Origin of the sequence: Brevundimonas sp. 1080 (assembly GCF_040545985.1) — a bacterium.
Classification (GTDB): domain Bacteria; phylum Pseudomonadota; class Alphaproteobacteria; order Caulobacterales; family Caulobacteraceae; genus Brevundimonas.
Genome location: NZ_JBEPMW010000002.1, coordinates 338,224 through 365,219 on the forward strand (window position 1 = coordinate 338,224; position 26,996 = coordinate 365,219).

25 protein-coding genes and 1 pseudogene are annotated in these 26,996 nt (G+C 63.4%); 12 read left to right on the forward strand and 14 right to left on the reverse strand.

The features are described 5' to 3' along the window. Window positions 1–54: 54 nt before the first annotated feature. Window positions 55–1,551 (reverse strand): ATPase domain-containing protein, encoded by a 1,497-nt coding sequence (locus tag ABIC32_RS07020; protein WP_354073416.1) that lies wholly within the window; start codon window positions 1,549–1,551, stop codon window positions 55–57. A gap of 456 nt (window positions 1,552–2,007) precedes the next feature. Continuing rightward, the gene (locus ABIC32_RS07025) at window positions 2,008–2,364 is read right to left on the reverse strand and encodes a response regulator (RefSeq protein ID WP_354073418.1); all 357 of its coding nucleotides are present in this window, start codon (window positions 2,362–2,364) and stop codon (window positions 2,008–2,010) included. A 39-nt stretch (window positions 2,365–2,403) separates the two neighbouring features. Here ABIC32_RS07025 and ABIC32_RS07030 point away from each other — a divergent pair, with 39 nt between their 5' ends. From ABIC32_RS07030 to ABIC32_RS07040, 3 genes are read left to right on the forward strand one after another with little or no spacing between them, the layout of a single operon-like run. Next, window positions 2,404–4,887 carry a CHASE3 domain-containing protein gene (locus ABIC32_RS07030; protein ID WP_354073420.1) on the forward strand — a complete coding sequence of 828 codons (2,484 nt, stop codon included), beginning with the start codon at window positions 2,404–2,406 and terminating at the stop codon, window positions 4,885–4,887. Next, window positions 4,884–5,270 (forward strand): response regulator, encoded by a 387-nt coding sequence (locus tag ABIC32_RS07035; RefSeq protein WP_354073422.1) that lies wholly within the window; start codon window positions 4,884–4,886, stop codon window positions 5,268–5,270. Before ABIC32_RS07030 ends, ABIC32_RS07035 begins: the two co-directional genes overlap by 4 nt. Then, the gene (locus tag ABIC32_RS07040; protein ID WP_354073424.1) at window positions 5,267–5,551 is read left to right on the forward strand and encodes an Hpt domain-containing protein; all 285 of its coding nucleotides are present in this window, start codon (window positions 5,267–5,269) and stop codon (window positions 5,549–5,551) included. The genes ABIC32_RS07035 and ABIC32_RS07040 overlap by 4 nt, the downstream gene beginning before the upstream one ends. On the opposite strand, the gene ABIC32_RS07045 is transcribed toward ABIC32_RS07040, so the two are convergent. Genes ABIC32_RS07045 through ABIC32_RS07060 form a run of 4 tightly spaced genes read right to left on the reverse strand, consistent with a single transcriptional unit; the run spans window position 5,535 to window position 9,457 of the window. Beyond that, complete coding sequence (locus tag ABIC32_RS07045; protein WP_354073426.1) at window positions 5,535–6,959, reverse strand: glycosyltransferase family 2 protein; 1,425 nt, start codon at window positions 6,957–6,959, stop codon at window positions 5,535–5,537. The genes ABIC32_RS07040 and ABIC32_RS07045 overlap by 17 nt on opposite strands. Next, window positions 6,956–8,017 carry a HEAT repeat domain-containing protein gene (locus ABIC32_RS07050; RefSeq protein WP_354073428.1) on the reverse strand — a complete coding sequence of 354 codons (1,062 nt, stop codon included), beginning with the start codon at window positions 8,015–8,017 and terminating at the stop codon, window positions 6,956–6,958. The genes ABIC32_RS07045 and ABIC32_RS07050 overlap by 4 nt, the downstream gene beginning before the upstream one ends. Continuing rightward, the gene (locus ABIC32_RS07055; RefSeq protein ID WP_354073430.1) at window positions 8,014–9,075 is read right to left on the reverse strand and encodes a YaiO family outer membrane beta-barrel protein; all 1,062 of its coding nucleotides are present in this window, start codon (window positions 9,073–9,075) and stop codon (window positions 8,014–8,016) included. Before ABIC32_RS07055 ends, ABIC32_RS07050 begins: the two co-directional genes overlap by 4 nt. Next, the gene (locus tag ABIC32_RS07060; protein ID WP_354073432.1) at window positions 9,050–9,457 is read right to left on the reverse strand and encodes a response regulator transcription factor; all 408 of its coding nucleotides are present in this window, start codon (window positions 9,455–9,457) and stop codon (window positions 9,050–9,052) included. The genes ABIC32_RS07055 and ABIC32_RS07060 overlap by 26 nt, the downstream gene beginning before the upstream one ends. 560 nt (window positions 9,458–10,017) lie before the next feature. Between ABIC32_RS07060 and ABIC32_RS07065 the strand changes: the two genes are divergently transcribed. Together ABIC32_RS07065 and ABIC32_RS07070 are read left to right on the forward strand one after the other, a co-directional pair. Continuing rightward, window positions 10,018–10,383, forward strand: coding sequence for a LysR family transcriptional regulator (locus ABIC32_RS07065; RefSeq protein WP_354073434.1), 366 nt, complete (start codon window positions 10,018–10,020; stop codon window positions 10,381–10,383). Next, window positions 10,314–10,709 carry a type 2 periplasmic-binding domain-containing protein gene (locus tag ABIC32_RS07070; protein WP_354073436.1) on the forward strand — a complete coding sequence of 132 codons (396 nt, stop codon included), beginning with the start codon at window positions 10,314–10,316 and terminating at the stop codon, window positions 10,707–10,709. Before ABIC32_RS07065 ends, ABIC32_RS07070 begins: the two co-directional genes overlap by 70 nt. 578 nt (window positions 10,710–11,287) lie before the next feature. On the opposite strand, the gene ABIC32_RS07075 is transcribed toward ABIC32_RS07070, so the two are convergent. Then, entirely contained in the window at window positions 11,288–11,884 is a 597-nt protein-coding gene (locus ABIC32_RS07075) for a hypothetical protein (protein ID WP_354073438.1), read from the reverse strand. 327 nt (window positions 11,885–12,211) lie between these two features. Between ABIC32_RS07075 and ABIC32_RS07080 the strand changes: the two genes are divergently transcribed. Further along, window positions 12,212–12,937 carry a Crp/Fnr family transcriptional regulator gene (locus ABIC32_RS07080; RefSeq protein WP_354073440.1) on the forward strand — a complete coding sequence of 242 codons (726 nt, stop codon included), beginning with the start codon at window positions 12,212–12,214 and terminating at the stop codon, window positions 12,935–12,937. A gap of 23 nt (window positions 12,938–12,960) precedes the next feature. On the opposite strand, the gene ABIC32_RS07085 is transcribed toward ABIC32_RS07080, so the two are convergent. The 3 genes from ABIC32_RS07085 to ABIC32_RS07095 form a co-directional block, all read right to left on the reverse strand. Then, a complete protein-coding gene (locus ABIC32_RS07085; protein WP_354073442.1) occupies window positions 12,961–13,215 on the reverse strand; it encodes a DUF6894 family protein in 255 nt (84 codons plus the stop codon). 386 nt (window positions 13,216–13,601) lie between these two features. After that, the gene (locus tag ABIC32_RS07090) at window positions 13,602–13,955 is read right to left on the reverse strand and encodes an SDR family NAD(P)-dependent oxidoreductase (RefSeq protein WP_354074115.1); all 354 of its coding nucleotides are present in this window, start codon (window positions 13,953–13,955) and stop codon (window positions 13,602–13,604) included. Beyond that, complete coding sequence (locus ABIC32_RS07095; protein ID WP_354073444.1) at window positions 13,930–14,481, reverse strand: SDR family NAD(P)-dependent oxidoreductase; 552 nt, start codon at window positions 14,479–14,481, stop codon at window positions 13,930–13,932. The genes ABIC32_RS07090 and ABIC32_RS07095 overlap by 26 nt, the downstream gene beginning before the upstream one ends. Here ABIC32_RS07095 and ABIC32_RS07100 point away from each other — a divergent pair. The 3 genes and pseudogenes from ABIC32_RS07100 to ABIC32_RS07110 form a co-directional block, all read left to right on the forward strand. Beyond that, a pseudogene (locus ABIC32_RS07100) lies at window positions 14,411–14,629 on the forward strand (winged helix-turn-helix transcriptional regulator); the annotation flags it as partial. The gene ABIC32_RS07095 and the pseudogene ABIC32_RS07100 overlap by 71 nt on opposite strands. Beyond that, window positions 14,613–15,152 (forward strand): MaoC family dehydratase, encoded by a 540-nt coding sequence (locus tag ABIC32_RS07105; protein WP_354073446.1) that lies wholly within the window; start codon window positions 14,613–14,615, stop codon window positions 15,150–15,152. The pseudogene ABIC32_RS07100 and the gene ABIC32_RS07105, both read left to right, overlap by 17 nt. A gap of 290 nt (window positions 15,153–15,442) precedes the next feature. Then, window positions 15,443–15,634: a hypothetical protein gene (locus tag ABIC32_RS07110; RefSeq protein WP_354073448.1), complete on the forward strand. Its 192-nt coding sequence runs from the start codon at window positions 15,443–15,445 to the stop codon at window positions 15,632–15,634. A gap of 242 nt (window positions 15,635–15,876) precedes the next feature. Here the strand turns inward: ABIC32_RS07110 and ABIC32_RS07115 are convergent, their stop codons facing one another. Beyond that, window positions 15,877–18,696, reverse strand: coding sequence for a TonB-dependent receptor (locus ABIC32_RS07115; protein ID WP_354073450.1), 2,820 nt, complete (start codon window positions 18,694–18,696; stop codon window positions 15,877–15,879). 415 nt (window positions 18,697–19,111) lie between these two features. Here ABIC32_RS07115 and ABIC32_RS07120 point away from each other — a divergent pair, with 415 nt between their 5' ends. Genes ABIC32_RS07120 through ABIC32_RS07130 form a run of 3 tightly spaced genes read left to right on the forward strand, consistent with a single transcriptional unit; the run spans window position 19,112 to window position 23,450 of the window. Beyond that, on the forward strand, window positions 19,112–20,404 hold the full coding sequence (locus tag ABIC32_RS07120; RefSeq protein ID WP_354073452.1) for an MFS transporter: 1,293 nt from the start codon (window positions 19,112–19,114) through the stop codon (window positions 20,402–20,404). After that, window positions 20,404–22,251 (forward strand): DUF8034 domain-containing protein, encoded by a 1,848-nt coding sequence (locus tag ABIC32_RS07125; protein ID WP_354073454.1) that lies wholly within the window; start codon window positions 20,404–20,406, stop codon window positions 22,249–22,251. The genes ABIC32_RS07120 and ABIC32_RS07125 overlap by 1 nt, the downstream gene beginning before the upstream one ends. Before the next feature lie 11 nt (window positions 22,252–22,262). After that, a complete protein-coding gene (locus ABIC32_RS07130) occupies window positions 22,263–23,450 on the forward strand; it encodes an SGNH/GDSL hydrolase family protein (protein ID WP_354073456.1) in 1,188 nt (395 codons plus the stop codon). 55 nt (window positions 23,451–23,505) lie between these two features. Here ABIC32_RS07130 and ABIC32_RS07135 read toward each other — a convergent pair whose 3' ends face one another. From ABIC32_RS07135 to kdgD, 3 genes are all read right to left on the reverse strand, one after another. Then, a complete protein-coding gene (locus tag ABIC32_RS07135; protein ID WP_354073458.1) occupies window positions 23,506–25,077 on the reverse strand; it encodes a carboxylesterase/lipase family protein in 1,572 nt (523 codons plus the stop codon). 13 nt (window positions 25,078–25,090) lie between these two features. Continuing rightward, complete coding sequence (locus ABIC32_RS07140) at window positions 25,091–25,987, reverse strand: LysR substrate-binding domain-containing protein (RefSeq protein ID WP_354073460.1); 897 nt, start codon at window positions 25,985–25,987, stop codon at window positions 25,091–25,093. A 62-nt stretch (window positions 25,988–26,049) separates the two neighbouring features. Further along, window positions 26,050–26,994: a 5-dehydro-4-deoxyglucarate dehydratase gene (gene kdgD / locus ABIC32_RS07145; protein WP_354073462.1), complete on the reverse strand. Its 945-nt coding sequence runs from the start codon at window positions 26,992–26,994 to the stop codon at window positions 26,050–26,052. Window positions 26,995–26,996 lie beyond the last annotated feature (2 nt).

Consider the following 26,996-nt stretch of genomic DNA (forward strand, 5'->3'; position numbering starts at 1 on the left):
CGCGCCCCGATGGGGTCAGCACCAAAGAGCGGCGTGAAATGCTGCCTCCGTCACTCACGCGGAGGGATCGCCCATCAGGCCGGCGCCAGGCCCCACGAAGTTGGGCACACCGCGTAATACACCCTGGAACTCGTTCAGCGGCGCCCCGAGCGTGAGCCCGTTGGAGCCGATATTGAACTCGCGGATCGTCGTCTCGTGCTGACCAGCTCGCTTCTTGATGACCGAGACGGCTCGTCGAACTTCTCCCCTTGCCTCGAAGTACCGAAGCAGGATGACCGTGTCCGCCAGATAGGTGACATCGATCGGAGCCTTCATCTCGCCCACCAGGCCGTGTTGGGCGACCGTCAAATAGGTCGAGGCGCCCTGTCGGTTGAGGTACTGGAGCAGTTCGTGGATGTGGAGCACCAAGAACTGCTCCTGCGGCATGGCGGCTTGGTATCCATTCAAGCTGTCGATCACGACAGTCTGGATGTTTCGGGACGATACACACTCTCGAACGCGCGACGCGAACTCCCCAGGTGAAAGTTCGGCAGCGTCGACCTGTTCGATGATGAGGTCGCCGTTCGTCTCCATCGACTTCAGATCGATGCCCAGCTTGGCCATGCGGTCGTAGAGGAGACCAAGCTCTTCATCGAAAACGAATAGCGCGGCCTTCTCGCCGCGCTTCACCGCCGCCACGGCGAAGTTGATTGTGAAAAGCGATTTGCCCGTGCCGGCGGGTCCCAGGATTAGGGCGCTGGAGCCGCGCTCGACGCCCCCGCCTAACAGGGCGTCGAGTTCTGTCACGCCGCTCGACATCAGGTCGCGGGGGAAGGCGGAGTGGTGTTCGGATGCGACGATCCGAGGATAGACCTCCAGGCCGCCGGTCTTGATCGTGAAATCATGGTAGCCGCCCCGGAAGCGACGGCCTCGGTATTTGATCACCCGGACCCGGCGTCGTTCCGCGCCGTATTCTGGCGCCAGCTCTTGCAGCTGAATCACGCCGTGGGCCACGCTGTGCACCGTCTTGTCGTTGATATCGGTCGTCAAATCGTCGAGCAGTAGGACGGTCGCCCCATGCTTGGCGAAATAATGCTTCAACGCCAGAACCTGGCGTCGATACCGGAGCGAGCTCTGAGCTAAGAGGCGGATCTCCGATAAGCTGTCGATCACCACGCGGCGGGGATGATTCCGCTCGACAGACTCGAAGATCATCCGCGTCGTCTCGCCCAGTTCCAGGTCCGACGAGTAGAGCAGGCTCTGCTGTTGCTGTTCGTCCAAAAGACTCTCAGGCGGAACGAGCTCGAAGATATCGACGCCTTGAAGCGACCAGTTGTGATTTCGAGCTGTGCCACGCAGCTCTTCCTCGGTCTCGGAGAGGGTGATGTAGAGACCCCGTTCGCCGAGCCGCGCGCCTTCGAGCAGGAACCGCATCGCGGAGGTGGTCTTGCCAGTCCCTGGTGCGCCCTCCAGAAGATACACACGCTGGCGCTCCAGCCCGCCCGCCAAGATATCGTCTAACCCTGGAATGCCGAACGCGGCGTCACGGTGCTGCGTATCTCTTGTCGCCACGTTATGTCCCCAACTGCTAGTCCAGACTACAACGCCGTTCCGCGCAGGTGGTTACATCAGACTGCCCATGAGCGCTACGGTCAGCAAATACCCGCTGTCGCCGTGCTCACGTAACGCAAAGAATGCGCCCCGGAGGGCGTCCCCCTCACAAAAATATCGCCGGGCTAAAAGGTCGCTAGGTCCGATTTGCGCGCGCTTCAGACATTCATCACGTGTACTTCGAGAAAGGCAGGCTCGTGACCCAACAGCCGGATAGCCAACATTTCAAACGTCTCACATGGGTCGGAAGCGGACATAGACAATGGCTGTCGCGGCCATGGCCAACTCTGACTCTTAGCTGACCTCCCCCTTGCCTGAAGGGACTACACCAACCGAAACCTGGTCAGCGTCCTTCTGATTCTACGCGGTGGCTAAGAAAACTCGCGCCAAGTCATAAGATAAGGGTGATAAATCGTTTTAGGCTCCTGTTAGAGCCGCCTTCAACGCATCCTCGGTGATAGGCTTCTTGAGAGTGGCGCGAGCGCCCAGACCCGAAGCCATCTCCAAAATAGGGCCCGGTCCAAGCCGGCCGCCGCCCGTGATAGCCACCACCCGCATTCGGTCCCGGAGATGGCGGGTTTCTAGGATGAAGTCCAGGCCGTCGCGATCGGGCATCAAGATATCAATGACGACCGCGTCGGGCTCCCATGTCCGCACGATTTCCAGACCTTTATCGACCGAACCGGCGGTCATGACCTGGTAATCCATGCGCTTCAGAATGTCCTCCAGATGGCCCAGCATCAGAGGATCATCCTCGATGACGCATACTTTCATGGTCAACCTTCAGATTTATCTTCCTTTGCAGTTTAACCGATGACCCCAGTCGCACGTCAACCTGAGAAACGGCGATATCAACTGGTGGTCTCCCTCGTAGCCGCCATTTTCGGCGTCTTGCTGGTCTTAACCGGGGTTGAGCTGAGGCGGGAATTCGCCAGCGCCGGTGCGCTGCGGGCCGCGGTGGAGCGGTCCTACAACACCCGCCTCCAGATCCAGTCGGTGTTCTCGCTGATGCAGGACGCGGAAACCGGTCAGCGAGGATATATCATCACCGGGAACCCTCGCTTTCTTGAGCCGTACGACCACGCACTAGATCGACTCGACAGCCAAATGACCGCGCTGGGCAACCTCTATCTGGGTAATGCTGAGCAGACCGGGAACGCCCGGAACCTGTCGCGCCAGATCGCCCGCAAGCGGGAAATCATGCAGCGGACGATCAGCTTGCGGCAGGTCGGTGACGCCGCGGCCGCTTCGGCGTTGGTGTCTAGCGGCGAAGGTAAGGCCGCCATGGACGAGATCCGCCGGTTGGTGGACCTCATGACCCAGCAAGAGGCTAACCACCTGGCCCAGCTGTCCGACAAGGCGCGGTTTCGCACGGCGCGAACCGAAATCCTGGTTGTCGCTCTGTTTTTGGCGCTGGTTCTGACGGCGGCGGGCACAGCCTTTCTTGTCTGGCGCTATCTGGCCACGCGTGGCGTACTGCTGGAACGGCTGCAGGCGGCCGCGGCGCGGCATGCCGCCACATTAGACAGCGCCTTCGACGCCATCATCACCCTGAACCCCAGTGGCAGCATCGAGACACTTAATCCGGCGGCCGAACGGATGTTCGGCTGGCGCGCGGAGGAACTGATCCGGCGCGATGTGAGCCTCCTGATCGATCTGGCGAACAACGGCGAGGGCTCTTTTTTGGACCGTTTGGGCGCCAGTCAGGGGGCTCTGGCTGCCGGGCTGTTGCGGGAGCTGAACGGCAAACGGCGGGACGGCGAGACTTTCGCAGCCGACGTAGCGCTCGGGGCCATGGACCTGCCCACCGGACGCCATGTGGTGGCGGTGGTCCGAGACATCACCGAGCGGCGGCGGGTGGCCGAGATGAAGGACGCCTTCGTCTCGACGGTCAGTCACGAGCTTCGGACGCCGCTAACCTCGATCGCGGGGTCGCTCGGCCTGCTGGTCGCCGGGGCCGGCGGCGAGTTGCCGGACAAAGCTGCGCGTTTGATCGGCATCGCCCATTCTAACAGCCAGCGATTGGTTCGCCTGATCAACGATATCCTCGATGTCGAGAAGCTGGCGTCGGGCAAGCTCGTCATGGCTATGTCGTCTCTGGACCTGCGGGAGATCGCCGCGCGGTCGATCGAGGGCGTTCGGGGCTATGCGGACCAGCTTGGCGTCATATTGACTTTGGCACAGGGTGATGCGGCCCCTGTGCGAGGTGACGCGGACCGATTGATCCAAGTTGTCACCAATCTGCTGTCCAACGCCGCGAAATTCTCGCCGGCCGGCGGGGAGGTCGCGGTGACCGTCAATCCCGAGGCCCGGATCGCGCGCCTCAGCGTCATCGACCACGGTCCAGGCATTCCAGATGCGTTTCGCGCCCGCATCTTCAGCAAGTTCGCGCAGGCGGACTCGACCGACACCCGTGCCAAGGGTGGGACGGGGTTAGGCCTGGCCATCGCCCGCGAGATCGCTGAACTCCACGGCGGACGTCTGTGGTTCGAATCCGCGGAGGGAGATGGGGCCACCTTCCATCTCGACCTGCCACTCGATCTGCCTGACTTGGCTGTTGGCCGGGGTGTGGGGCGAATCCTGATCTGCGAGGACGATCCGGACGCCGCCCGCGTGCTCGCTGAGATGGTCGCGCAGGAGGGTTACGATGCCGACGTCGCCGCGACCGCCCGTGAGGCTCTCACCATGGCCAGAGCCGGACGCTATGCTCTGGGGCTCGTCGATCTTCATCTGCCGGATGCGGACGGCGTAAGCCTGATCCGGGCGCTGAAGGCTGACGAGGACACACGGGCTATGCCGGTGATCGTGGTGTCCGGCGATGTCGCCCGCGGCAGGGTCAGAGGGCGCTCGCTTGAGGTTGCGGACTGGATGGAGAAGCCGGTCGATCTGTCGCGTCTACGTCTGGCGGTGCAAGCGCTTGCTCGGGCCGACACCAAGCCGTTCGTCCTGCATGTGGACGATGATCGCGACATTCTGGAGGTGACCCGACAGGCGCTAAGCTCCGTGGAGCTGCGGGGGGTTGAGAGCCTCGCCGAAGCCCGCGACGCCCTGCGGGACCGCCGTCCGGATCTGGTCATTCTTGATCTGGGGCTGCCCGACGGGCATGGTTTGGATCTGTTGCCGGAACTAACGGATGAGGATGGACGGACGATTCCGGTAGTCATCTATTCGGCGCAGGATGCAGACCACCAGGCGGCGCCGGCGGTTCAGGCGGTGTTGACCAAGTCGCGCATGTCCCTAACCCAGCTAGCCAGAACTGTTCGTCGGATGACCCGTAGTTCAAGAGGCCGCCCATGAGTAATGCTCTGACCGTTCTTCATGTCGATGACGAAGACGACATCCGTGAGGTGGCGGCGTTCTCGCTGGAGTTGGACCCAGGCATCAGCCTGACCTCCGCAGCCTCGGGAGAGGCGGCGCTCTCAATCCTGGATAGCGGTCTACGTCCCGACGTCATCTTGCTCGACGTGATGATGCCGCACCTCGACGGACCCGGCACGTTGGCGCGTCTTCGGGAGCGGCCCCAACATGAGCGGACTCCCGTTATTTTTATGACCGCGCGGGCGCAGTCGGGCGAGGTCAATCATTACCGAGCACTCGGCGCGCTCGATGTCATCATCAAGCCGTTTGATCCGATGACCCTGGCCGGAGATGTGCGCGCGATTCTCGCGACTCCGCGATGACTGACGTTCTCGCGACCCTACGGGCGCGTTTTTTGGAGCGTTGCGAAGACGACGTAGCACGGCTTCAAGATCTGCTGGCGCAGGATGATCTGGGCGCTGAGCTGATGCGCGGTCTAGTTCACAGCCTGTCGGGCGCGGCGGGAACATTCGGCTTCCCAGAGATCAGTCTGGCGGCCGGAGCGGTGGACGACGTTTTCGCCGTCGGCGGGACCCCGTCACACGACGAGGTCGATCGCCTGATCCGAACTATGGAGGCGGCGCTCGTCAGACCGGAGAACTGAAGCCCCGTCGCGTCATCGTTCCCCAAGACTGGCTGCGGCGCAAATACTGCCAAACGCCGCGCAGGCGCCACAAGTTGTTCAGCTGTCGGTAGCCGAAGTTCTCAAGGACCGCGATCCCGGTTAGCAACAGAAGATCCCGGGCGCGTGGAAACCGACGCAACTCGGACTCCTCAAGCGCCAGCGCACCGACTGAAATCACTACGCCAAAGGTGAAACTGACCGAAAGGAAGGCGAGCAGGTACTCAACCGACAGAAGGCCCAACATCCAGAAAGCCGGGATCAGAATGTAGCCTAGCATCTCGACGATCGGGCCCAGAACATCCACGAGAAAAATGTAGCCGAAGCCGACTGGCCCTAAACGTCCATACCGGGGCCGGAACATTACGTCCCAATGGCGTTCGAATGTTTCCAGCGCGCCCCGGTGCCAGCGGGCGCGTTGACGGCCCAGAACCCTCAGGTCCTCCGGCGCCTCGGTCCAGCAGACCGGTTCGGGAACAAAGGCTATTCGGTACGGGCGTCCCTGATTACGCATCAGCCGATGCAGCTTGACCACCAGTTCCATGTCTTCGCCGACCGTCCCGTGAGTGTAGCCCCCCGCCTCGATCACGCGCGCGCGCCGGAACAGGCCGAAGGCCCCGGAGATAATGGTCAAGGTGTTGATCCGGCTCCAAGCAAGCCGGGCCATCAGAAACGCGCGCAGGTATTCCACCGTCTGTAATAGGGCCAGCAGATTGCGGGGCGGGCGCACCTCCAAAACCCGTCCGTCACGAATGACGCAGCCGTTCGCGATTCGGACCGTGCCGCCCACGGCGACCGTACGCTCTGGATCCTCAACAAACGGTTGGACCGCACGAAGCAGAGCGTCAGGCTCAAGCAAGGAATCGGCATCCATCGAGCAGAAGATGGGTGCCCGAGATACGTTGATCCCTGCGTTCAGGGCGTCCGCCTTGCCGCCGTTCTCCTTGTCTACCACGATTAGACGAGGCTGATGGGTCGCCGCATAGACGCCCCGGATTGGCTGATGGTCCAGCGCGTAGTCATGGTGCCGCTCAACGCGCTTCAGCTCGTAAGCCTCGATCAGCACCTGTAGGGTGGCGTCCTTCGACCCGTCGTTGATGACGATCACCTCAAAAGTGGGATAGCGAAGCGACAGAAGGGAGCGCACGCTTTGCACGATCGTCATGGCTTCGTTGTAAGCCGGCGCCAGCAGGGCGATCGGGGGCGAGGCTTCCGCGTAGCGGCGCCACAGCACTGCCGGTTGGGGGATCGGGGGGCGAGCCGCCAGAGCGCGAGCCGCCAGCAACAACTGGAGCAGGTAGATCAGGTTTTGGGCGACCCCTGTCCCTATGACGAACAAGGCGATGGAGCGGGCGAAACCGACCATGAAGACGGCCAGGTCGTGGGTCATGCCACCCCCTCCAAAAGACCACGCTCCGCCAGAACCAGAGAAGCGGCGCGGCGCATCAAATCTTGATCGGCGCCCGCCGCTATCCGCAGGCTGGCGATCCCCTTATCACCGAGCATGGCTAGGGCTTCGCCGGCGCGAAACCGCACCCACCAGGCGGGATCGGTGAGGGCTTGCACCAGCAGGGGCACGGCCTCGATTAGGCCGATGCGTCCCAGGGCCTCGCAGGCGGCGGACCGCACTTCCCAGATTTCGTCCCTCATCGCGGTCATAATCGCCGCCGCGGCCGCCGGATGGCCGAGGACGCCGAGCGCGCGAAGAGAGGCGACCCGAACTTCGAGCTCCGGCATCGCCGCGCTCTGCATTAAGGGTTCGACAGCACGGTAGTCGCCAGCGGCGCCTAGAGCGTCCGCCAGAACGGCGCGGGTCACCGCCGGTGCGGTCGATAGCATGAAGGCGTCCACCGCCTCGGCCGGCGAGGCTTCGGCGGCGCGTCGGATGACCGGTTCGTACAGCAGCGAATCCTGCAGCCCCCGTGTGGCGACGTCGCCCAGCAGAGCATTGAGAGGCGGCGCCGCGTCGAGATCAAGTAGTGAGATCAGGATGGCGACCCTCAGATCGTCGTCGCGCGAGCGAAGAAGGACATTATGCAGAACGTCCACCGTCGCCGGATCTGGAAAAGCGGAGAGCGCCTCAGCTGACGCGATTCGGCCGGCCTTGCTGCCACGATCCAGACGCGCCCGCAGCCGGTCGGGGACGCCCATTCCGGCCAGGACCTTGATCAGTCTCTCTCGCTCTGCGCCCCGGATAAGGCCCACCACGTCCAACACGGCCTCGGCCATCAATCGGGCGCGACGCCGATAGGGCTTCAGGCGCATCAGGGCCTCAAGGTCGCCGGCGAGGATGTCTAGGAACGCGGCGCGTACGCGGGTCTGATCCGCGGCGCGACGGGCGTCGCTACGTTCCCGTAACAACCGCGCGATAATCAGGCCGAACATCCACGCGACCGCCGCCAACCCCATGATGAGCGAGCTTTCCCACAGGAGACCCAGCAGGCTCACCAGAAACGCCAGCCCAGCCCGAGACTGATCGCCTCGCGGTCGTACGCCCCTCGGTCCTCTTTTAAGGCGCCGAAACGCAGACTGGTCTGATCCGTCAGATCGACTTCGGCGCCTAAGCTGACGGCGCTAACGTCGACGGTAACGCCTTCGCTGGTCTCGGGTGCGTCGGCGGTATCCAGACGCAGCCGAACCCGATCGGTGGCCGCCCACTGGATGCTGACGGCATAGCCGTCCCGCCGCTGATCCGTCTCATCCCAGACATTGATCCAGCGCGCAGCGAGCCGCAGGCGACCGCGAACCAGCTCCGCCGCCAACCCCGGTTGCAGGCTTTGCACCGTTCCACTTGCATAACGCGCAGTAGAGACATCTAGCGTCGCACTGACCCCGCCGGGCAGGGGGACGTCAGCGCCGGCTCGCATTGAGGCCTCGGGGCGGTAGTCCGCATTTACCGCCGCGCCCATGGCCACGTAGACGCCGCTGGCGCCAATCTGATGGTCTAATCGACCCTCCAGGAAGACGTCGTCCTGCCCGAAGCGTTCGGTCCATTCGGCGACAGCGCCGAAACTCCAGCGGTCGTTTATTCTGCGCACCGCGCCAAGGCGGGCTTCGCTCCAGTCCGGAAGGCCCGCGCCGAGGCGGCTACGAGAGACGTCGAAATCGACCCGCCACTCGGCCGGCAGCCCGAGCGCCTGCCTCAGCGCTTGAACATCAGGACGGTCCGGCGCGGCGGCCAGCGCCCATCCCGCCTCAAACCGTGCCTGCTCGCGATTCCCCCGGCGCTGCGCAGCTCTGGCCAACCCGATGCGGGCATCGACATAATCGGGCGAGGCGTCCAGCACCGTGCGGAAATCCGATTCAGCCTCGATAGGCCGGTTCAACGCAAGCAGCGCGAGACCGCGGTTTAGGCGGGCGTCGACATCCCCCGGACGGGCCTGCAGGACGCGGTCCAGCTTCTCGATCGCCTCTTCGTTCCGTCCTGCAAGACGGTCCGCGACCGCCGCTTCATACAGCGCGGTCGGGTCAATGCGGACTTCAACCGGGACGTCTTGAACGATCATGTCCCTGCTCCGTCTGCGGCGTCGCCAAAAGCCGTCGGATACGCTGAACCAGCTCTTCCGGAATGAAGGGTTTGGCCAGATAGTCGGCAGCGCCTAGTTGCAGGCCCCCAACCACATCCTGTTCACGCTTTAGCGCGGTCAGCATGATCACGGGAATATTGCGCGTACCCGCGCCGGCCTTGAGCCTCCGCAGCACCTCGAACCCGTCCATCACCGGCATCATGGCGTCCAGAACAACCAGGTCAGGCGCATGATCCTTGACCATGCCCAGAACCTCGCCTCCATGCTCGGACGCAAAAATCTGGTGATCCTCCGCCGCCAGCTTGTGCTGCAACAAGGACCGCAACAACGGATCGTCGTCGGCAATCAGGATGCGCGCCATCACTCACTCCACAAACTGGCCCGCCCAAACCCGGCGGCATGATGCGTCGAGTATATGAATCAAGTCCTAGGGAAAGAGGCGAGAATGCCGCTTATCCCCACGCAAGGCTTTCCTAAATTGTGCGCGCCATCTTATCTTTAAGTCGAGACACGGATTCTCACCGTCTCCGTGCCTGGCCGGCACGAGAGTTGGATCACTTTCACTGCACGCCTGAGCCGAGTTTTGTTTGATGGCCCTGCGCAACCTTGGCGCGCCGTCGGCGCGGTTCCAACGCGTGAGGCGTGCATAGCGGAGGTCGGTGGCTTAAACTTTTGACCAGAAAGGTCGCGGATCGGGCGCGGAGACGAAGACCGTCGAGCTTGACAGAAGGGTTCTCGCGTTTCCGAGTGATGGCCCCTCCTCAGTGCTGTTGAAGCCTACAGTCCCGACAAGGTGCGCTGCCGGGCGGTCCTGTGGTCGCCCTCCCCGATCTCATCCCCGCTCGGCGGCGCAGGCGTTCAGAGCCAAGGTACGATCTCTGTGCCACTGCATAGACATCGCCCAGCTGGGCGTGTTGACCAGTGCGCTCAGCAGCGGTCGGAAAGCTGGAGCGGACGCTCGGCGTCAGGCTGTTCAACCGGACGACGCGGAGTGTCTCCCTGACCGAGGCGGGCCAGCAGTTCGTCGCCCAAGTCGCGCCTGCCCTGCACGAGATCCATGAGGCCATGACCGTCGCGCGATCCCTCCAGGCCACCCCGTCCGGCAGACTGCGCATCAACGCGTTTCCTACAGCGGCGCGGGAGATTTTCTCCGCCCTCGTCCTGCAATTCGTGCGCGAGCCCCCCAAGGCCAAATCGATGTCGTTACCGAGGGCCGGATGGTGGACGTCGTCGCGGGCGGATTCGATTTCGACGTCCGCAGCGCCGACCGCGTCCCAGTCGACATGATCGACGTGCCGCTCGGGCGTGCGCGACGCAACGTGGTCGTGGGTTCACCGACCTATCTGGAAGCGCACGAAACGCCGATGGTCCCGGAGGAGTTGTTGAACCACGCCTGTCTTCGCGTCCGCCTACCCAATGGCGCCATCTATCGCTGGCCGTTCGAGAAGGATGGGCAATCGGTCATATCGACGTCGAAGGCAGCCTTATCTTCGACGAAGCCGGCCTCGCAAGTACCGCCGCCCTCGCGAGGGAAACCGACGTGCGCGAAGACATCAAGGCGGGCCGGCTGGTCCGCGTGTTGGAAGACTGGACCCCCGACCTGTCGCCCCTGAGCCTCTGCTACCCAGTCGCCGGAACCCGACGACGGCGTTCAAGGCTTTCATCGACTTTGCGCGACGACATGGAGAGGCCGGCGCAGGCTCGGGGCGAGCTAGAGGCTGAGGTGCGCCAGGAGCACACATCCGTCCGTGCCAGCAATGCTACATTCAGGCGAGGCATCTCCCTCATGCTATGTTCCGGTAAGCTGCCGGACGTCCAACGCTTCACACCGCTGCGCGACATGCGCGCGAAGATGGTCTGCAAGCGATGCGGCAACCGCCGACCGCAGATCGTGATCCGGAGACACCATGGAAGCGGGGGCCAGCTGACGGAGTTGTGGCAATGACCGCCGGCGAACCAGACCTGACGCTGGAAGAGATCGACGCCCTGATCGACGCGTCGCCCGCGTCTAGAATCCTGATCGTCGTTCACTGGACCTAGTTCATAGTCCAGGCGGCTGGCCAGCACTCGAAGACGCGTAACATCGGCGGGCGGAACTCTCGCGGCCTCGACGTGTGGATCAGCGATCGGACGCGGATCGGATCGCAGAGCGAGGCCGAGTTCCCTGCCGACTGCTGACGCGGCCGAAGCTCTATGAGGCCGAGACAGTCCCGATCGTGGGCAGAAGCGCCGTCGCAAGAGCCGTAATGGCGTAATAGAACATGTAGATGCCGAGACTGACTGCGAAGACGCCTTGGCGCTTGGTGTGGGCCGCGAGGCCAACGAGCAGCAGGTACAGCGCCACGCCGATGCCCTGATCGATGATGTGGAAATGCTTGCCCGCGTCGCGAAGATTCCCAGCCGTGGTAAGGACGTAAGACATCAACGTTGCTGCGATCATCAGGACCAAGACGATGCGCCTATTGGACCAGAAGTGGTCGTCGAGGTTCGCCCCGTCCACAATCTGGTGCGGGAAAATCAGCGAGCACGCGACGAAATAGGTCAGCGCAACGGCCAGGCTGGCGACCAGTAAGCCATAGGTAACTGGCAGGGTCTGCATTGAGTCCCAGGCGTTTGACCAGAAGCTGACGATGTCGAGGCAAACGAAGAGCGCCAGCATGGGGGTTAGCCAGCCCATGCGCACTTGTGCGCGATGCTGGATTGAGGTCGCCAAGCCGGTTGCGATGACTGCCACCGACAGTCCTAAGACCAGCCCGTAAAAGCTGAAGAAAAACTCGAACGTTCCCACGCCGCCCCCCGTGATGCATTTGGGGCTCGTGTAGCTGAGGCGGATCCGGAGGCACAATCCGCGATCCGATACCGAGCCTAGAGAATGCAGACCGGCAAAGCGGCGGACAGCCTCAACCCGGGAGAGGAAAGAGGCCGTCCGCCGCACGGGGTGGCGCATGTCACCGGGCCACCACCCTCGCAGGCCAGCTCCGTTCACCCAACCTAAAACTCTTCACGGCGTTCCAGTGTCCGGGATATGACATATCACGTCTGGAAGCTTAATAAGCTTGCAGGCCAAACTGATTGAGAAAGGCGTCTGTAGACACGAAGAGCTTGGGAGGCCCTGGTGCACGATCTTCTGGCTATCATGCTTGACCGCTTAGAGGGTGCGTCCGCCGACGACCGAGGCGCCTTCGCCACGTTCATCGGGGAAACGCGCGTGGTCTCTGCTGGGCGAGTGCTCGTCGAGGAGGGCAGTAGGCCCCAAATCAGCATGATTTTGCTGGAGGGATTTGTGGGTCGTGTCTCGATCCTCAGTGAGGGCAGTCGGCAGATCAGCGGCCTTCACGTCCCGGCGGACTTCGTTGATCTTCACAGCCTGCTTCTCAAGAAGATGGACCATAGCCTGGTCGCTCTAACCGACGTCGCTGTCGCTGCGGTGTCTCACGCGGATCTGCGACGGGTTTGCGAGAGGTGTCCCCCTCTTATGCGCGCGCTGTGGCGGGAGACGGTCGTCGATGGCGCTATTCACCGTGAATGGCTCTCGGCGCTGGGAAGAAGACTAGCTGCGGAACGCTTGGCTCTCTTGTTCTGCGAACTCTATGTGCGCCTCAATGCGGTTGGCCTGGCTGCCAATTATCGATTTGATCTGCCGCTGACACAATCCGATGTTGCAGACATGGTCGGCATCACCCCGGTTCACGTGAACAGGTCCTTGAAGGCGCTTCGTCAGCAAGGGTTGGTGGAGTGGAGGGGGGGCGCGTCCATTATTCATGACTGGCGCAATCTCGCGCGCTTCGCGCAGTTCGACCCGACCTACCTTGAAGCGAGACTGACGACGGAGTGGGTCTAGCCGTCTAGGATCGGCGGCGGTTTTCAAGAACCGACCGTGCCATCTTCGTCGGCAAGAGAACAGTCGGTTGCAACTAGCTTCAGACGAAACAGCTTCAAGCCTGTCCCATCGCATACCGTCATTTCAACGGCGTGACTTTTCCAAAACTGAGGGCCATCGTCGCTCAACAGTTCGCCAAGGGTCCGTACGGCTTCAATTTTTGCGTCTCGTACCGACGCTAGGTCTGACGACCAAGTCATCGATGAGATGCCGGCGTCGCTGGTGAACACGAACTTCATCCCTGCTCTACGGCGTGTTGAGCACGTTGTTCCGCTATATGCGCCGATTACGCCGCTGTGACGCAAACCAAGCAACGAAAGGCCGCCGCCCCCGAAAGGACGGCGGCGAAGTCGCGCAACACATGAAACCGGTATCGCAAACGGTCTCAGAGCGGAAATCACCGAACAGCGGTTCTGGTTCCGCTCAAATCTCTCGGTTGCATGGCTTGGGTGGTGGCCCGGTGCCCTTCCTAAGGGGTGGGGATTTACCGAGCCACAGTGTTCCTACGGAGGGGAACGCGGTCCTCTAAGCGGAAGATGACGCGATGGCCCGTTAATTGGAGTTCACGCTGCGAGCGACCGCGCAGACGACAAAAGCCCCCCTTCCGAGGAGAGCGGGCCTCCCATTAGGCGGCGATCGGCATCGCGGGAGCTGGAACGAGGGCGAGGGCCGACGAGATGTTGAGAATGGTTCCTCGGTTCGCGATGATGAGATCCATGAGCGCGGCAGTCGTCCTCACGACGCCGGAGAGGTTTTTGTCGATTTCTCGTGTCAGATCAACAAGGTCATGCGTTGGGTCGGAGAGGTTCCGCCCAAGCATGACCCCCGCACTGTTCACCAGTACATTCAGCCTTGGAAACTCGGCCTTCATCTGCGCGGCCAGGGCGGCGACCTGGATAGGGTCGCTTACATAGCTCTGGACTGTATGGAGCTTCGGAAGCCGCTTTCGCGCCTCATCCAGCCTCCTGCCTGCGCCCAGTGACGATCACAACGGCGCCAAGATCGAGAAAGCGCCTCGCAAACGCGAGACCGATCCCGTTGGACCCGCCGGTGATCAGCACAGTTCGGCCGTTGAATTTCATGAGATTTTCCTTGTCTGAAAGATCTAAGCGCAGGCTCGGTCGCTGCCGTGAATTCTCACGCGCCTGAAGACTTCGGTGAAACGGGCGACCCTCGTCCCGGCCGTGCTTGCGCAGCGCCCTCCAAGTCGTCAATCCGCGCCTCAAGCGCCTTAACGCTGTCCCGGAGGTCATCCATTTCGGTGCGGTGCAAAGCCTCATCGGCTTGCGCCACCCCCCTCCAAAGGCGCAGCCAGAAGGCCGAACCCCGGCCCTGGGTCTTGGATCGAGACCGCAAAGGTCAGCCCTCCGCCAGTAAGGGCTTGCGCCCTGCGGACGGAGTCTTCGTGCGTCGCACGAAGAACAGGACGTAACCCCCGGCCTGAGCGCCAACCTCTTGACGGTCCGGTTGCGGTCGTTGGAGCAGGTAGGACTGACGCAACGCATCTACCTGCCCCCGCCAGCCGCCCGGACGGCGTACAGACTTGGACCAGCCGGGAACCGCTTGCGCGCAGTCCTTTCCGCCTTGGAAGACTGGTGTTCAGTCGAAGCCCAAGGTGAGAAACGGCGGGAGCCGTTTGGTCGATCTTCATGAGAAAAGGCAGCAAACCATGAGATATTTCGAGGACGTGGTCGTCGGCGAAACCGCCAGTTTCGGCCGCTATGAGGTCGCGCGAGACGAAGTCATCGCCTTCGCCAAACTCTATGACCCTCAACCCTTCCATCTCTCCGATGAGGTTGCCGCCAAGACGCCGTTCAAGCGTTTGGCGGCTAGCGGATGGCATACGTGCGCAATGACCATGGCCATGATTGTCAAACACAAGACCGACCGGCAGGAAGCGCTGCTTGGCTCACCGGGTATAGACACCCTTCGCTGGGTCGCACCGGTTTACCCTGGCGACGTCCTGCGTTGCGAGTCCATCGTCACCGAAGCGCGTCGCTCGGAAAGTCGCCCGACAATGGGCCTGACGAAGACTGCACTGACCGTGCTGAACCAGGATAACGCAGCGGTCATGACCTTCATCGCCAATATGATGATCAGGACACAACCTGACGCACCGCTTCGGTCGCAGGATGTCGGGGCCGAGTTTCTCGCTGCTGGCGATAAAACTGGCTAGACGCGCGCGTTGCTGGTTTCGTCGGTCACCTTCAGGGCCGAATCCGGCTGATGCTGAATACGGTCGCGTTCGATGAGTTGGCTGCAGACGTTATCGCGTCTCGACCGATGGGCGTCGGATTTTGAAACCGGAGTTTGTGCGACTGAGACGGTGCGGCGCTCCCTATTCCACGACAATTGACGCAGAAGAAGCTAAGCCTTTCGGGTTGCGGCTCATGCCCGAACCGTGACAGGCGGCCCGGTCGGGCGAGGACATCTTGGCCGGGCCGCTAGGCCACTGAGGGGAAAGCTATGACGGATTGGACGCTTGAGCGCCGCGCCATGGGCGCTGAGCAGTTGATGACAGCGAAAATCACGGAGTTTGCTGCGCATTTGACCGCCGGCGATCGGTCGGCTGCCGAGAAAGCGCGCACCGAAGCGCTCGCATCGCTCGAAGCGCATCTCGATTTGACAGACCAGTTGATCAGTCAAACCTTCGCTTGATTAGCGTTCTGGTCTTACTGCTTCGGATCGCAGCGTGTCCGCCGCAACGATTTTTCAAATAGAGCTGGACGGTGAGAATTGCGCCTGTTCGGGGCCGAAGACGCCTTTGCCGTGCAGGCCTCCCACGGCTCGAACCACACTGCCGGGCTCGGTCGAGCGCCAATCCCGCGATCCTTTACGGCAAAAAGGACGCCGCCCCATGGCTGAGGCGGCGTCAAGTGCGGGTGGGAGGAAGCGCCCGCTTAGAAGGTGTAGCGGAGTCCAACGACGAACTGCCGCCCCGTGTGGGTGTAGGCGTTCAAGCGGTTGTCGGTATCCACGTACAGATCGGCATATTCGTCAGTCAGGTTCAGACCCTCAAGGCTGACCCTGACCTGATCGGTGATGTTGTAGGACACCTGCGCATCGACATTGGTCGTAGCGTTGGTGCCGAGCACATCGTTGAAGTCGCTGCCGGGTACGCCGGTCAGATACTGATCGCGATAGGCGACCGACACACGCGCGCTGAACTTCTCGTTTTCATAGTAGACGGTCGCATTATAGGCGTTCTTGGACAGTCCGGTCAGGGTCGCATCAAGCGTGCCGGCGCCCGGCGTCGTCGCCGTCAGATATTCGATCTGCGAGTCGACATAGGTGTAGTTCGCCAGGAAGCCGAAGTCCGACCAGAAGCCCGGCAGGAAGCTCAACGATTGCTGCCAGTTGATCTCGAAGCCCTTCAGTTCACCGCCAGGCGAATTCACGGGCTGAGTAACGGCGAACACCATATCGGGGGTCGCGACCGTGCCGTCGAGCAGCGAGTTCGGCAGACCGAGCGTGCTGTACACGGCCTCACGACGCAGCGTTTGAACGAAGGTGTCGATATCCTTGTAGAAGACGCCCATGGCCAGAATCGACCCGGCTTGCGGATACCACTCCAACGACAGGTCCAGATTCTTGGACTTTGTCGGATCGAGGAAGGGGTTGCCCGAGGAATAGGACCGGTTGGCGCCTTGCACCGATACCGAGCCGCCCGGCGACAGGCTGCCGATGCCCGGACGGGCAATTGTCTCGGCGGCGCTGACGCGCGCAATGAGATTGTCGCGCAACTCGACCGACAGGTTCGCTGAGGGCAGCCACATGTCATAGCTGTTGTCGACGGTGACATAGGACACGCCCCCGCTGACGATGGCGTTGCCGCTCGACTGCAGATCAGTCTGGAACCAACGGTAGCCAACATCGCCGCGCCAGGGCAGGCCGAACGCATTGAAGTTGAAGTCGAGTTGGGCGTAGGCGCCCGTGGTTTCTTCCTTGATTGCAGCGGTGGTGCCGGTGTTCTCACGAAGCGCCCAGATGCCGGTGTTGCTGTAGATGTCGTACTGCGCGATGAACTTGTCGAGGTCAGGCGCCAACCAGCTCCTGACCGCCGTGTCGGGCAGCCCCAAACCTTGGTCGAAGTTGAAGGTGCGCGACAGCGCAGCGATCGCAGCGCCAGACGCGATGGCCGGTACATTGGACGTGCTGGTCCGCTGACGAGCGCCCGTCGAATAATCGAACCGCTTGTAGTCCGCGCCCATCTTCAGGGTCAGGTTGTCGTTGATGTCGTATTCGCCCGTCAGCTTGTAGGTGGTGAAGGCGTTGTCGACCCACTCCGGCGTCAGCCGCACTTCCGACGTCCCGTTGACCATCGACCATGCGTTGGGATCGGTAGCGTCGAATCCAAGTCCCATGACCATCATCCGCGGACGGAAATCGTACGAGAAGTTGTTGGAGTTCAAGCGCTCGAACGTCACCGTCGTCGCGATGGGATCCTCATAGGTCGATTCCGATCGGCCGACCGTTCCCTTGACGCGGAAACGATCGCTGAACTCGTGGTCGATGACGGCCGTGACCTGTTTGAACTCGGTGTTCAACTGGTTCAGGCTGGATTGGGTGCGCAGATCAACCCGGTCGATGTTGGCCTGGATCAGATTGTTGCCGTCAAGAATGCCTGTCCGAATGATCGATTCGGGCTTCCCCGTGCCGGGCCGGCTCAGCCCCAGAGCCTGGATTTGCGACTCGGCGCGTTCGCCCTCGAACTTGGAATACAGCGCCTCAACGGTGATCAGCGTCGACTCGATCGGGCGGAACTGCACGGCTGCTGACAGACCCAGGCGTTTCGACGAGGTGTCATAGCTGGCGTAGGCCGGAATGCGCGGCGCGTAGATGCCGCGTTCGGCATCAGGGCCATAGCTGGTGACGACATAGTTGAGTTGGCCGGGCAGGTTTCCGGTCACCAGACCTGGGACGGTCGAGGCCGAGTTCCAGCCTCCGTTGGAACCCCCAAAGGTCCAGCGTGTGATGTTGGCGCCTTCTTCGATCAGATGCCGTTCGTCGTAGGACGCCGAAAGCAGCACGCCCAGTTTCCCGTCCAGAAACCGGTCGCTGGCCAGGAAGGAAAGACCCGGCGTGACGTCGCCGGCCAGTTCGTTATAGCTGCCTTGCGCCGACAGCACGACGCGTCGTCCCGGGCTATCGAACGGCTTGGAGGCGTTCAGATCGACCGTGGCGCCCAGCGACCCTTCGTCGACTTCGGCCGAGGCCGTCTTGCGCACGATCAGATTAGAAAACAGGTCAGACGAGAAGATATTGAAGTCGAAGCCACGACCGCGATTCGTCCCCCCCGAGTTGGACGTGCCCGATGAGGTGGCGATGGCTTCCATGCCGTTGACTCGGACACGCGTGTAGTCCGACCCCAGGCCGCGAACCGATATCTGACGGCCTTCGCCCGAACGACGGGTGATCGCTACGCCGGGGATGCGCTGAAGCGATTCCGCCAGGTTCAAGTCGGGAAAGTCGGCGATGTCTTCGGCCGAGATGGCGTCGACGATGCCGTTCTCGTTCTTCTTGATGTTGAGCGCATTCGCCAGCGAGGCCCGGAAGCCGGTGACGACGATTTCGTCGACATCGGTCGCGCCGTCGGTCTGACCGGCGGACGTCGAGGCGTCCTGCGCAGCGGCCGCGCCGGCGCCGAGCATCATCGATACGGCCAGGGCGGACACGCCGACCTTAAGCGCAAATTGGAATCCATGCGTCGAGCGCATCATCTTGGTCTCCTCCCCTTGCCCACGTTTCGCGGGTCTCTCGTTGGGTGGCGTCCGGGTGGCCCGTTCCGCCGGCGGCCGACCTTCGCCGGTTCGCTTCAAGCCGACATTGGATCGGTCGATCGATACAGGCCAATCCGAAGAAGGCATGAACCGATGCAAAAACTGAACCGATGTCCGAAAACGGATCAATACCGCTTATGGATCGATCCATAGGGTTTTTGGCTTAGACGCCCGGTGTCATCCTACCTATCGTCACATCCAATGCGCTCAAAAGAAGTGCGCCCATAGGGATGAGGCGGCCCGCGGCGAGTGCGACCCCGGTCTGGTCTCCACAGATCGAGGAAAGGCGTCCGCAGTGACCGTCCAGGAAGTTCCCTCCACCCCGCCGACAGGCCGCCGGACGCGCGTCCGGTTTATGATCCTGCTGCTGATCTTTCTGCTGACGACGATCAACTATGCGGACCGTTCCACCTTCTCCATCGCCGGCGATGCGGCGTCCGAGGACTTGGGACTCAATCCGGTGCAAATGGGCTACATCCTGTCCGCCTTCGCCTGGGCCTATGTGCTGGGTCAAATCCCCGGCGGCGCGCTGCTCGACCGGTTCGGCACAAAACTGATCTACACCCTGGCCATCGCCCTGTGGTCGTTGTTCACCCTGTTCCAGGGCTTCTCCGGCTTCCTGGCCGGAAGCCTGATCTTCATCGGCCTGTTCGCCATGCGCTTCATGGTCGGTCTGGCCGAGAGCCCCTCCTTCCCCGGCAACGCCCGACTGGTCGCCGCCTGGTTCCCCGGCAACGAGCGCGGCACCGCCTCGGCCATCTTCAACTCGGCCCAGTATTTCTCGCTGGTCGTCTTCGCCCCCTTCATGGGCTGGCTGGTTCACAGCTTCGACTGGCACTCGGTCTTCTTCGTCATGGGCGGGCTGGGGATCGTCGCAGCCGTCGTCTTCTGGAATCTGGTCCACAGCCCGGATCGCCATCCCAACGTCAATCAGGCCGAACTCGACTACATCGCGGCCGGCGGGGGTTTGGTGAACATGGAGAATAAGGCCGTGACCAAGTCGGCGGGCTTCACCTGGAACAATGTCAAACAGGTGTTGGGCAGCCGGATGTTGTTGGGTGTCTTCATCGGCCAGTACGGCATCAACGTCCTGACCTATTTCTTCGTCACCTGGTTCCCGATCTATCTGGTCAAGGAGCGCGGCCTGAACATCCTTGAGGCCGGATTCGCCGCCGCCGCTCCGGCCCTGTTCGGCTTCGTCGGCGGGGTTCTGGGCGGGGTCATCTCCGACGCTCTGCTGAAGAAGACCGGCTCGCTGACCATCGCGCGCAAGACCCCGCTGCTGATCGGCATGGTGCTGTCGGCCCTGATCATCGCCTGCGCCTATATCGACAACTCGGGCCTGATCGTGGTCGTGATGGCGGTGGCCTTCTTCGGCAAGGGGATCGCTTCTCTGGGCTGGGCCGTGGTGTCCGACACCTCGCCACGTGAGTTCGTCGGCGTCACCGGCGGCATCTTCAACACCTTCGGCAATACGGCCGGCATCGTGACGCCCATCGTCATCGGCTACATCGTCGCCGCGACCGGATCGTTCGACGGGGCCCTGTGGTTTGTCGGCCTGCACTGCTTGCTGGTCATCGCCGCCTATTTCCTGATCACCGGCAAGATCGAACGCCTGACCTTGAAGGCGAAAGAGGCCAAGGCCTGATGCGCGCGACCCGCAGAAGCATTTTAGCCGGGGCTTCGCTGGCGGCGCTGGGCCTCGGGCTGGAACCCGCCTCGGCCTTCTCTGCGCCCGTCGAGATCGCCTCGCCGATGCCCCCGCCGACCTGGGCACTGATGCAGCGCGAACTGATCCAGGCCCAGGCCGAGGCTTGCGCGGTCTTCTACGCCCGATATTTCGACGAGCGGGGATACTTCCTGCATTTCGAACGCTGGGGCGCCAACGATGGTCCCGACGACACGATCGAAAACGTCAACGATTGGCCGCTGCTGCACGCCATCGGTGGGCCGGACATCGTAAAGACGATGTATACCCAGGCCTGGGAAGGTCACCTGCGCCAATTCACGGCGGCCAAGACCACCGACGTCGCTATCGCCCGCGGCGGGATGTTCTACAAGGAGTTCAACGTCCAACTCGATTGGCAGCATCATGCCGAAGAGATGACGCTGTTCAACGTCCAAGGCCTGTCAGATCCAAACGATCCGCGCCTGAACGCCCGCGCCCGCCGTTTCGCTGGCCTCTATATGGGCGACGATCCGACCGCTCCGAACTATGACCCCGAACACAAGGTGATCCGCAGCCTGATGAACGGCTCGCGCGGGCCGATGCTGCGCAAGGCGACCGCCCTGGACTGGGCTGGCGACCCGTTCGACACCACGGGTTTCGTCATGGAGCACGGTGAGGACACCTACGAAGAGACGCTGCAGCACTATGAGGAATACACCGACGTCGTCGGCGACCATCCGCTGAACCTGTTCTCGACCACTCTGGCCCTGAACGCCTTCATGCTGGGGCACGAGTCCAAATATCGTGACTGGCTGCTGACCTATGTCGATGCTTGGGCGGAGCGGGCGAAGGCCAACGACGACCTCCTGCCGTCCAACGTCGGACTAGACGGGGTGATCGGCTCGGCCGCCGACGGCATGTGGTGGGGCGGGACCTACGGCTGGGGCTTCAGTCCGATCAATCCCGTCAATGGCGAGCGCGAAAACCGCAACCGGGTGCCGCGCACCGCGATCGGCTTCTTCAACGCCTATCTACTGACCGGCGACGACAAATACCTCCAGACCTGGCGCGCCCAGGCGGACCGGATCAACGCCCAAAAACGCACGGTCGACGGCAAGGTCCATACGCCGACCATGTACGGCGCCGACGGTTGGTACGGCTGGCAGGACGGCCTGCACCAGGCTAACACCCACGACATCTGGTGGTTCTCGATGACCGAGGCCGACCGTCGTCGCGCGCCGGACCATCCCTGGATCGCGTACTTAGAAGGCCGCGACGCCGCCTGGCCTGAAAAGGCGCTGGCCGCCGACCGGGCCAAGGTCGCCGAACGCGCCAAGGCCCAGCGTGAAGATGCGACCACACCCGATACGCGTCTGGCCGACGCCGTGATGGACCAGAACCCAGCCGCCGTCACCGCCCTGATGCAACAGACGATGGGCGCGCTACACATCGCCCGCCCTACTTGGTCGCCGACCAGCGCCAACGCCGGCGGCTCGCCGCTTTACGCCCGTCTGCGCTATTTCGACGCCGACGCCCGCCGCGCCGGCCTGCCCGAGGACACTGCGGCCCTGATCGACAAGATGACCGCAACTGAGACCGCCGTCACCCTGGTCAACCTCAGCCCGACCCAGGCGCGCACCGTCGTCGTCCAGGGCGGCGGATATGGCGAGCACCAGATCCGCTCAGTCGCGGTCGGCGATGCGCGGCGCGAGGTGAACGACGCGACCTTCACCCTCCGCTTGGCGCCGGGGTCCGGTGCGAGGCTGGTTCTGGCGATGGATCGATACGTCAATACGCCGACGCTGAAATTCCCTTGGGATCGGTGAGCGCTGGGCCCATGTCCATGAAGTTCGCGGCCGCCCTCGCCCTGTCCTTGATGGCGACGCCCGGCCTGGCGCAGGCCGACGCCCTGCGCTGGGTCGCCGCCTATGCCTATGCGCCGTCGAACGATGCGGGACCGCGCGGCCCGGCGTCTGCGCCCAACCCCAATGATCCGCGTGGGCCGCTGGGACCGACGCAGGTCGAGACCGTCACCCTGACCCAGACGGCGCTCCTTACCGTCTCGGGCGACCGCATCCGGTTGCGCCTGTCCAACACCTATGGAGACCAGCCCATCGTGGTCGGCGCCGTCACGGTCAGCCATGACGGCCAGACAATCGCCGCGAGCTTCGACGGCGCGACCGGCGTCACCCTGGCGCCCGGCGCCGCCTGGCTGTCCGATCCCGTCGCACTGCCAGTCTCGGCCCTCGACAGGGTTGCCGTCGCCATCGCCTATCCGCAGCCGACGACCCTGCCGACCCACCGTATTCGCCAGACGATGCGCGGCGCCGACGAGGTCGAGAGCGCGCCCCTTCGCCTCGGCGCCCTTCTGTCCGGCATCGAGGTCGAGACCAGCCACCCACCCGGCGTCATCGTCGCCTTTGGGGATTCGATTACCGAGGGCACGGGCAGCCTGCCCTCAGGCCCCGGCGGCTGGCCCGAGCGGTTGGCGGCGCGCCTGGTCGAGGCCAAACGACCCTGGGCCGTCGTCAACGCGGGCATAGGCGGCAATCGCCTGCTAAACCAAGGCTCAGGTCCGTCCGGGCTGGAACGCCTGGACGCGGACGCCCTGGTCGCCTCGGGCGGGCGATGCCTGATCCTGCTCGAAGGCATCAACGACATCGGCCGTCCCGCGCGCCCGGCCTACGCCCATCAGGCGATCACAGCCGAAGACCTGATCGTCGGCTATCGCCAAGTCATCGCCCGCGCCCATGCCGCCGGGTTCAAGGTCGTGCTGGCCACCATCCTGCCGTTCGAAGGCGCGAACTATTTCACGGCCGACGGCGAAGCGATCCGGCAGTCGGTCAACGCCTGGCTGCGCGCCCAGATCGAGACGGACCGCATCGTCGATTTCGACGCCGTCCTGCGTGATCCGTCCACGCCGTCGAAACTGCTGCCCGCCTATCACAGCGGCGACTGGCTGCACCCGTCAGACGCCGGTTACCAGGTCATGGCCGACGCCGTGCCCTTGGACGCTTGCGACTGACGGTCGTGCGACATCCGAGCCGCGTCTAGCCTCATCCCACGCAACCGGTTGCCCTCTATGTCCCCTGTTTCAGGAACGGCGCAGTCTGGAACAGGCGGCGTTCGTCGGCGCGGGGGTCGTTCTCGATCCGGCTGTCGACGTCAAAGATCATCGTCGCCCGCTCCGGCAAGGTGTACCGCCCCCAGGCTGGGATGGCGGCGTTGTTCGGATCGCCCGTCCGCGCGAAGGCGATGAAGGTCTCGCTCATCGCCGCCGCCACCTTGCGGGACTCGACGCCCATGCCCGTCTTCGATCCCGGCTTGTCGCAGTTGTCGAACGCCAGGGCGATGTCGAAGCTGTGGAAGGCGCCCAGGCGCGGCTCGATCGGCGAGCCGAAATTCAGCTGATACATCCACGTCGGGCCGTTCAGTTTCGCCCGTTCCTCGGCCTGGATCAGATGCCCCGGCCGCGACCGACCGCACGTCGCCGCCGCAAAGAAAAGGTCGCTGGGCGACATCTGCGGGAAACGCTGTCGATACCAGTCGACCACATATTGCGCATTCATATCGACCACGAACTCGGGCGCCAGCTTGGCCGCCACCGTGTCCCAGGTCAGGTGGAAGTTCCGCTCGTCTCCCGCCGTAAAGGCCCGCGCCTCGTCATGGGTGTTGCCGATGATCACCGGGATATGGCCGCTCTCGCGCGGGGCGTCGGGGACGAATGGATGACGCGGCAGGGTGTGGTGATCCATCACCGAATGGAAATAGATGCCGCCCTTCTCGATCGGATCGGCCATCTGCAGCGCCTCAACCAGCCGCCCGACCGGCAAGGTCGCCAGTTCGCCCGCCCGATCCGCCGTCAGACCCAGATGATCCAGCACCGCCCGCATCCGCAGCTCCGCGTGCTGCGGTCCCATCGCCGTCACGTGCTGGCCGCTCATGGTGATCAGCCGGTGATACAGGCCCGCCGCACGCGGCATGGCCATCAGCGTCACCAGCTTGCCGCCGCCGCCCGACTGGCCGAACACCGTCACATTGGCAGGATCGCCGCCGAAGGTCGCGATATTGTCCCGCACCCATTCCAGCGCCAGGATCAGGTCCAGATTGCCGATGCTGCCCGAGGCGGCAAAGGCCCCGCCCAAGATCTGGCCCAGACCGTTGTAGCCGAAGATGTTGAGCCGGTGGTTCAGCGTCACCACCACCACATCGCCGCGTCGACATAGTGCGACGCCGTCGTACAGCGGACTGGAGCCCGAGCCGTTGGCGTGCGCCCCGCCGTGGACATAGACCATCACCGGCCGCGCCCCCCTATCCGCCAGAGCCGGCGTCCAGACGTTCAGGAACAGACAGTCCTCGTTCTGATCCGCCTCGTCGCTCTTCTGCGGGGATGCATGACCATAGGCGGTCGCCTCGGCGACGCCCTCCCAGGGGTGTGGAGCCAAAGCAGGCTGGAACCGTCGCGCAGACGTGTCCGCCCCGTATCGCACGCCCTTAAAGACCTTGATCCCTTGATCGACGTAGCCCCTCACCCGCCCATGCCGTGTCGTCGCGACCGGGGCCGAGCTGTCGGCCCGCACCCCGCCCGCCAGGGCCGTCAGCGCCAACCCGCCCGCCAGGGCGCAGACCGTCCGTCGCGAGGCCTCATTCATGGCGTAGTCTCCGTCAGGCAGCGGCCTCGACCTGGGCCTCGATCAGGGCCAGGAAGGGTTTCAGGCTGGGATTGTCGTTGTCGCGTCGCCAAGCGACGAAAAGCTCGACAGGCTGAGCTGGGGTGATGTTCAGCGGCCGGAACTCCACCCCTTCGAAATGCAGCCGGGTCGCCGCCTCGGGCACCACCGCCGCCCCGATCCGCGCATGGACCAGAGCCAGGATCGAATGAATCTGGCTCATATGCTGCACAAACTGCGGGGCCACGCCCGACTCGTCGAGGAGGCCGCTCAACATGCCGTAGAAATAGCCGGCGCCTTCGGGCGCATACATGACCATCGGCAAGCCGTCGAAGTCCGATAGCTCGATCACAGACTTGGCCAGACGCGGGTCGCCGGTCGGTAGGGCCGCCAGCAGCGGTTCGGTCATGACCCTCAGCTTGTCGAACTCCGGTCGGTTCAGCGGCGGCCGGATCAGGCCGAGGTCGATCCTCCCGGTCAGCAGAGCCTCGATCTGTTCGCCCGTCACCATCTCGCGCAGCGCAAGGTCGACGTTGGGCAGTTTGGTGCGCCCCAACTCCACCATTCTGGGCAGGAAGCTGTATCCCGACGCAGCCGTGAAGCCGATCGCCACCCGCCCGGCGTCGCCGCTAGCGATCCGCCGCGTCGCCAGAGCCGCCGTCTCGGCCAGCCGCAGAATACGTCGCGCCTCGATTAGGAAGGTCCGCCCCGCCGGCGTCAGCCGCACCGAACGGCTGGTGCGGTCCAGCAGGACCACGCCTAATATCCGCTCTAGCAACTGCACCTGCCGGCTCAGCGGCGGCTGGGTCATATTCAAGCGCGTCGCCGCGCGGCCGAAGTGCAGTTCCTCGGCCACGGCGACGAAACACCGGAGCTGGCTCAGTTCGAACATGATCAGGCCTCCCTCGAACCGACGACCCTAGTCGCTTCGATCCGAGGGCGACAGGCCACGGCTTAGCCGTTCGCCGCCAGCTTTATTGGTGCGGGCTGGACGCGAGCGATCAACGCCTTCAGCTCCTCGAACTCGGCGGGGTTCAGGTCGGTCAGCGGCGTGCGGACCGGACCGGCGCTGCGGCCAATGGCGGTCATGCCCGCCTTGACGATGGAGACGGCGTAGCCCTTTCCCTTGTTGCGCAGGGCTACATAGGGCAGCACGAAGTCGCGCAGACCCGCCATGATAGTGGCGTGGTCGCGTTCGCGCACCGCCTTGTAGAAGCTGAGCGCGAAGTCCGGGACGAAGTTGAATACGGCGGACGAATAGGTGGTGACGCCCATCTCAAGATAGGCGGGCGCGAAGGTTTCGGCCGTCGGAAGGCCGCCGACGTAGGTCAGACGGTCGCCCATCCGGGCATAGACCTGCATCATCAGCTCGATGTCGCCCACGCCGTCCTTGAACCCAACCAGGTTGGGATTGCGGTCGCACAGCCGGGCCAGCGTGTCGGCGTTCAGCACTGCGTTGTCGCGGTTATAGACGATGACGCCCAGGCTGGTGGCCTTGCACACCGCCTCGACATGCGCCGCCAGGCCTTCCTGGCCGGGGAACATCAGATAGGGCGGCAGCAGCAGGATGCCGTCTGCGCCGGCCGCCTCTGCCGATTTCGCCATCTCGACCGCGATGGCCGTTCCATAGCCCGCGCCGGCGACGACCGGAGTCTTGCCGGCGGTTTCCGCCACCGCCGCCTTGACCACGCTCTCGACCTCGCCCGGCGTCAGCGAGAAGAACTCGCCCGTGCCGCCGGCGGCGAACAGGCCCGCCAGATCGTGCTGCAGCATCCAACCGCAATGCTCGCGATATCCGGCTTCGTCGAAACGCCCCTGGGCGTCGAAATGCGTCACCGGGAAGGACAGCAGGCCGCCGCCGATCGTGCCAGCCATTTCGGCCGGAGTCATTCTGGACATCG

What these genes read in the sequence shown, in the direction of transcription:
- ABIC32_RS07110 (WP_354073448.1), top strand. Translation starts at nt 15,443, where the DNA reads ATGACGGATTGGACGCTTGAGCGCCGCGCCATGGGCGCTGAGCAGTTG.
- kdgD (WP_354073462.1), bottom strand. Translation starts at nt 26,994, where the DNA reads ATGTCCAGAATGACTCCGGCCGAAATGGCTGGCACGATCGGCGGCGGC.
- ABIC32_RS07040 (WP_354073424.1), top strand. Translation starts at nt 5,267, where the DNA reads ATGACTGACGTTCTCGCGACCCTACGGGCGCGTTTTTTGGAGCGTTGC.
- ABIC32_RS07060 (WP_354073432.1), bottom strand. Translation starts at nt 9,457, where the DNA reads ATGGCGCGCATCCTGATTGCCGACGACGATCCGTTGTTGCGGTCCTTG.
- ABIC32_RS07030 (WP_354073420.1), top strand. Translation starts at nt 2,404, where the DNA reads ATGACCCCAGTCGCACGTCAACCTGAGAAACGGCGATATCAACTGGTG.
- ABIC32_RS07135 (WP_354073458.1), bottom strand. Translation starts at nt 25,077, where the DNA reads ATGAATGAGGCCTCGCGACGGACGGTCTGCGCCCTGGCGGGCGGGTTG.
- ABIC32_RS07130 (WP_354073456.1), top strand. Translation starts at nt 22,263, where the DNA reads ATGTCCATGAAGTTCGCGGCCGCCCTCGCCCTGTCCTTGATGGCGACG.
- ABIC32_RS07140 (WP_354073460.1), bottom strand. Translation starts at nt 25,987, where the DNA reads ATGTTCGAACTGAGCCAGCTCCGGTGTTTCGTCGCCGTGGCCGAGGAA.
- ABIC32_RS07035 (WP_354073422.1), top strand. Translation starts at nt 4,884, where the DNA reads ATGAGTAATGCTCTGACCGTTCTTCATGTCGATGACGAAGACGACATC.
- ABIC32_RS07045 (WP_354073426.1), bottom strand. Translation starts at nt 6,959, where the DNA reads ATGACCCACGACCTGGCCGTCTTCATGGTCGGTTTCGCCCGCTCCATC.
- ABIC32_RS07025 (WP_354073418.1), bottom strand. Translation starts at nt 2,364, where the DNA reads ATGAAAGTATGCGTCATCGAGGATGATCCTCTGATGCTGGGCCATCTG.
- ABIC32_RS07115 (WP_354073450.1), bottom strand. Translation starts at nt 18,696, where the DNA reads ATGATGCGCTCGACGCATGGATTCCAATTTGCGCTTAAGGTCGGCGTG.
- ABIC32_RS07120 (WP_354073452.1), top strand. Translation starts at nt 19,112, where the DNA reads ATGATCCTGCTGCTGATCTTTCTGCTGACGACGATCAACTATGCGGAC.
- ABIC32_RS07095 (WP_354073444.1), bottom strand. Translation starts at nt 14,481, where the DNA reads ATGCGTTGCGTCAGTCCTACCTGCTCCAACGACCGCAACCGGACCGTC.
- ABIC32_RS07085 (WP_354073442.1), bottom strand. Translation starts at nt 13,215, where the DNA reads ATGAAGTTCGTGTTCACCAGCGACGCCGGCATCTCATCGATGACTTGG.
- ABIC32_RS07125 (WP_354073454.1), top strand. Translation starts at nt 20,404, where the DNA reads ATGCGCGCGACCCGCAGAAGCATTTTAGCCGGGGCTTCGCTGGCGGCG.
- ABIC32_RS07055 (WP_354073430.1), bottom strand. Translation starts at nt 9,075, where the DNA reads ATGATCGTTCAAGACGTCCCGGTTGAAGTCCGCATTGACCCGACCGCG.
- ABIC32_RS07070 (WP_354073436.1), top strand. Translation starts at nt 10,314, where the DNA reads ATGGTGGACGTCGTCGCGGGCGGATTCGATTTCGACGTCCGCAGCGCC.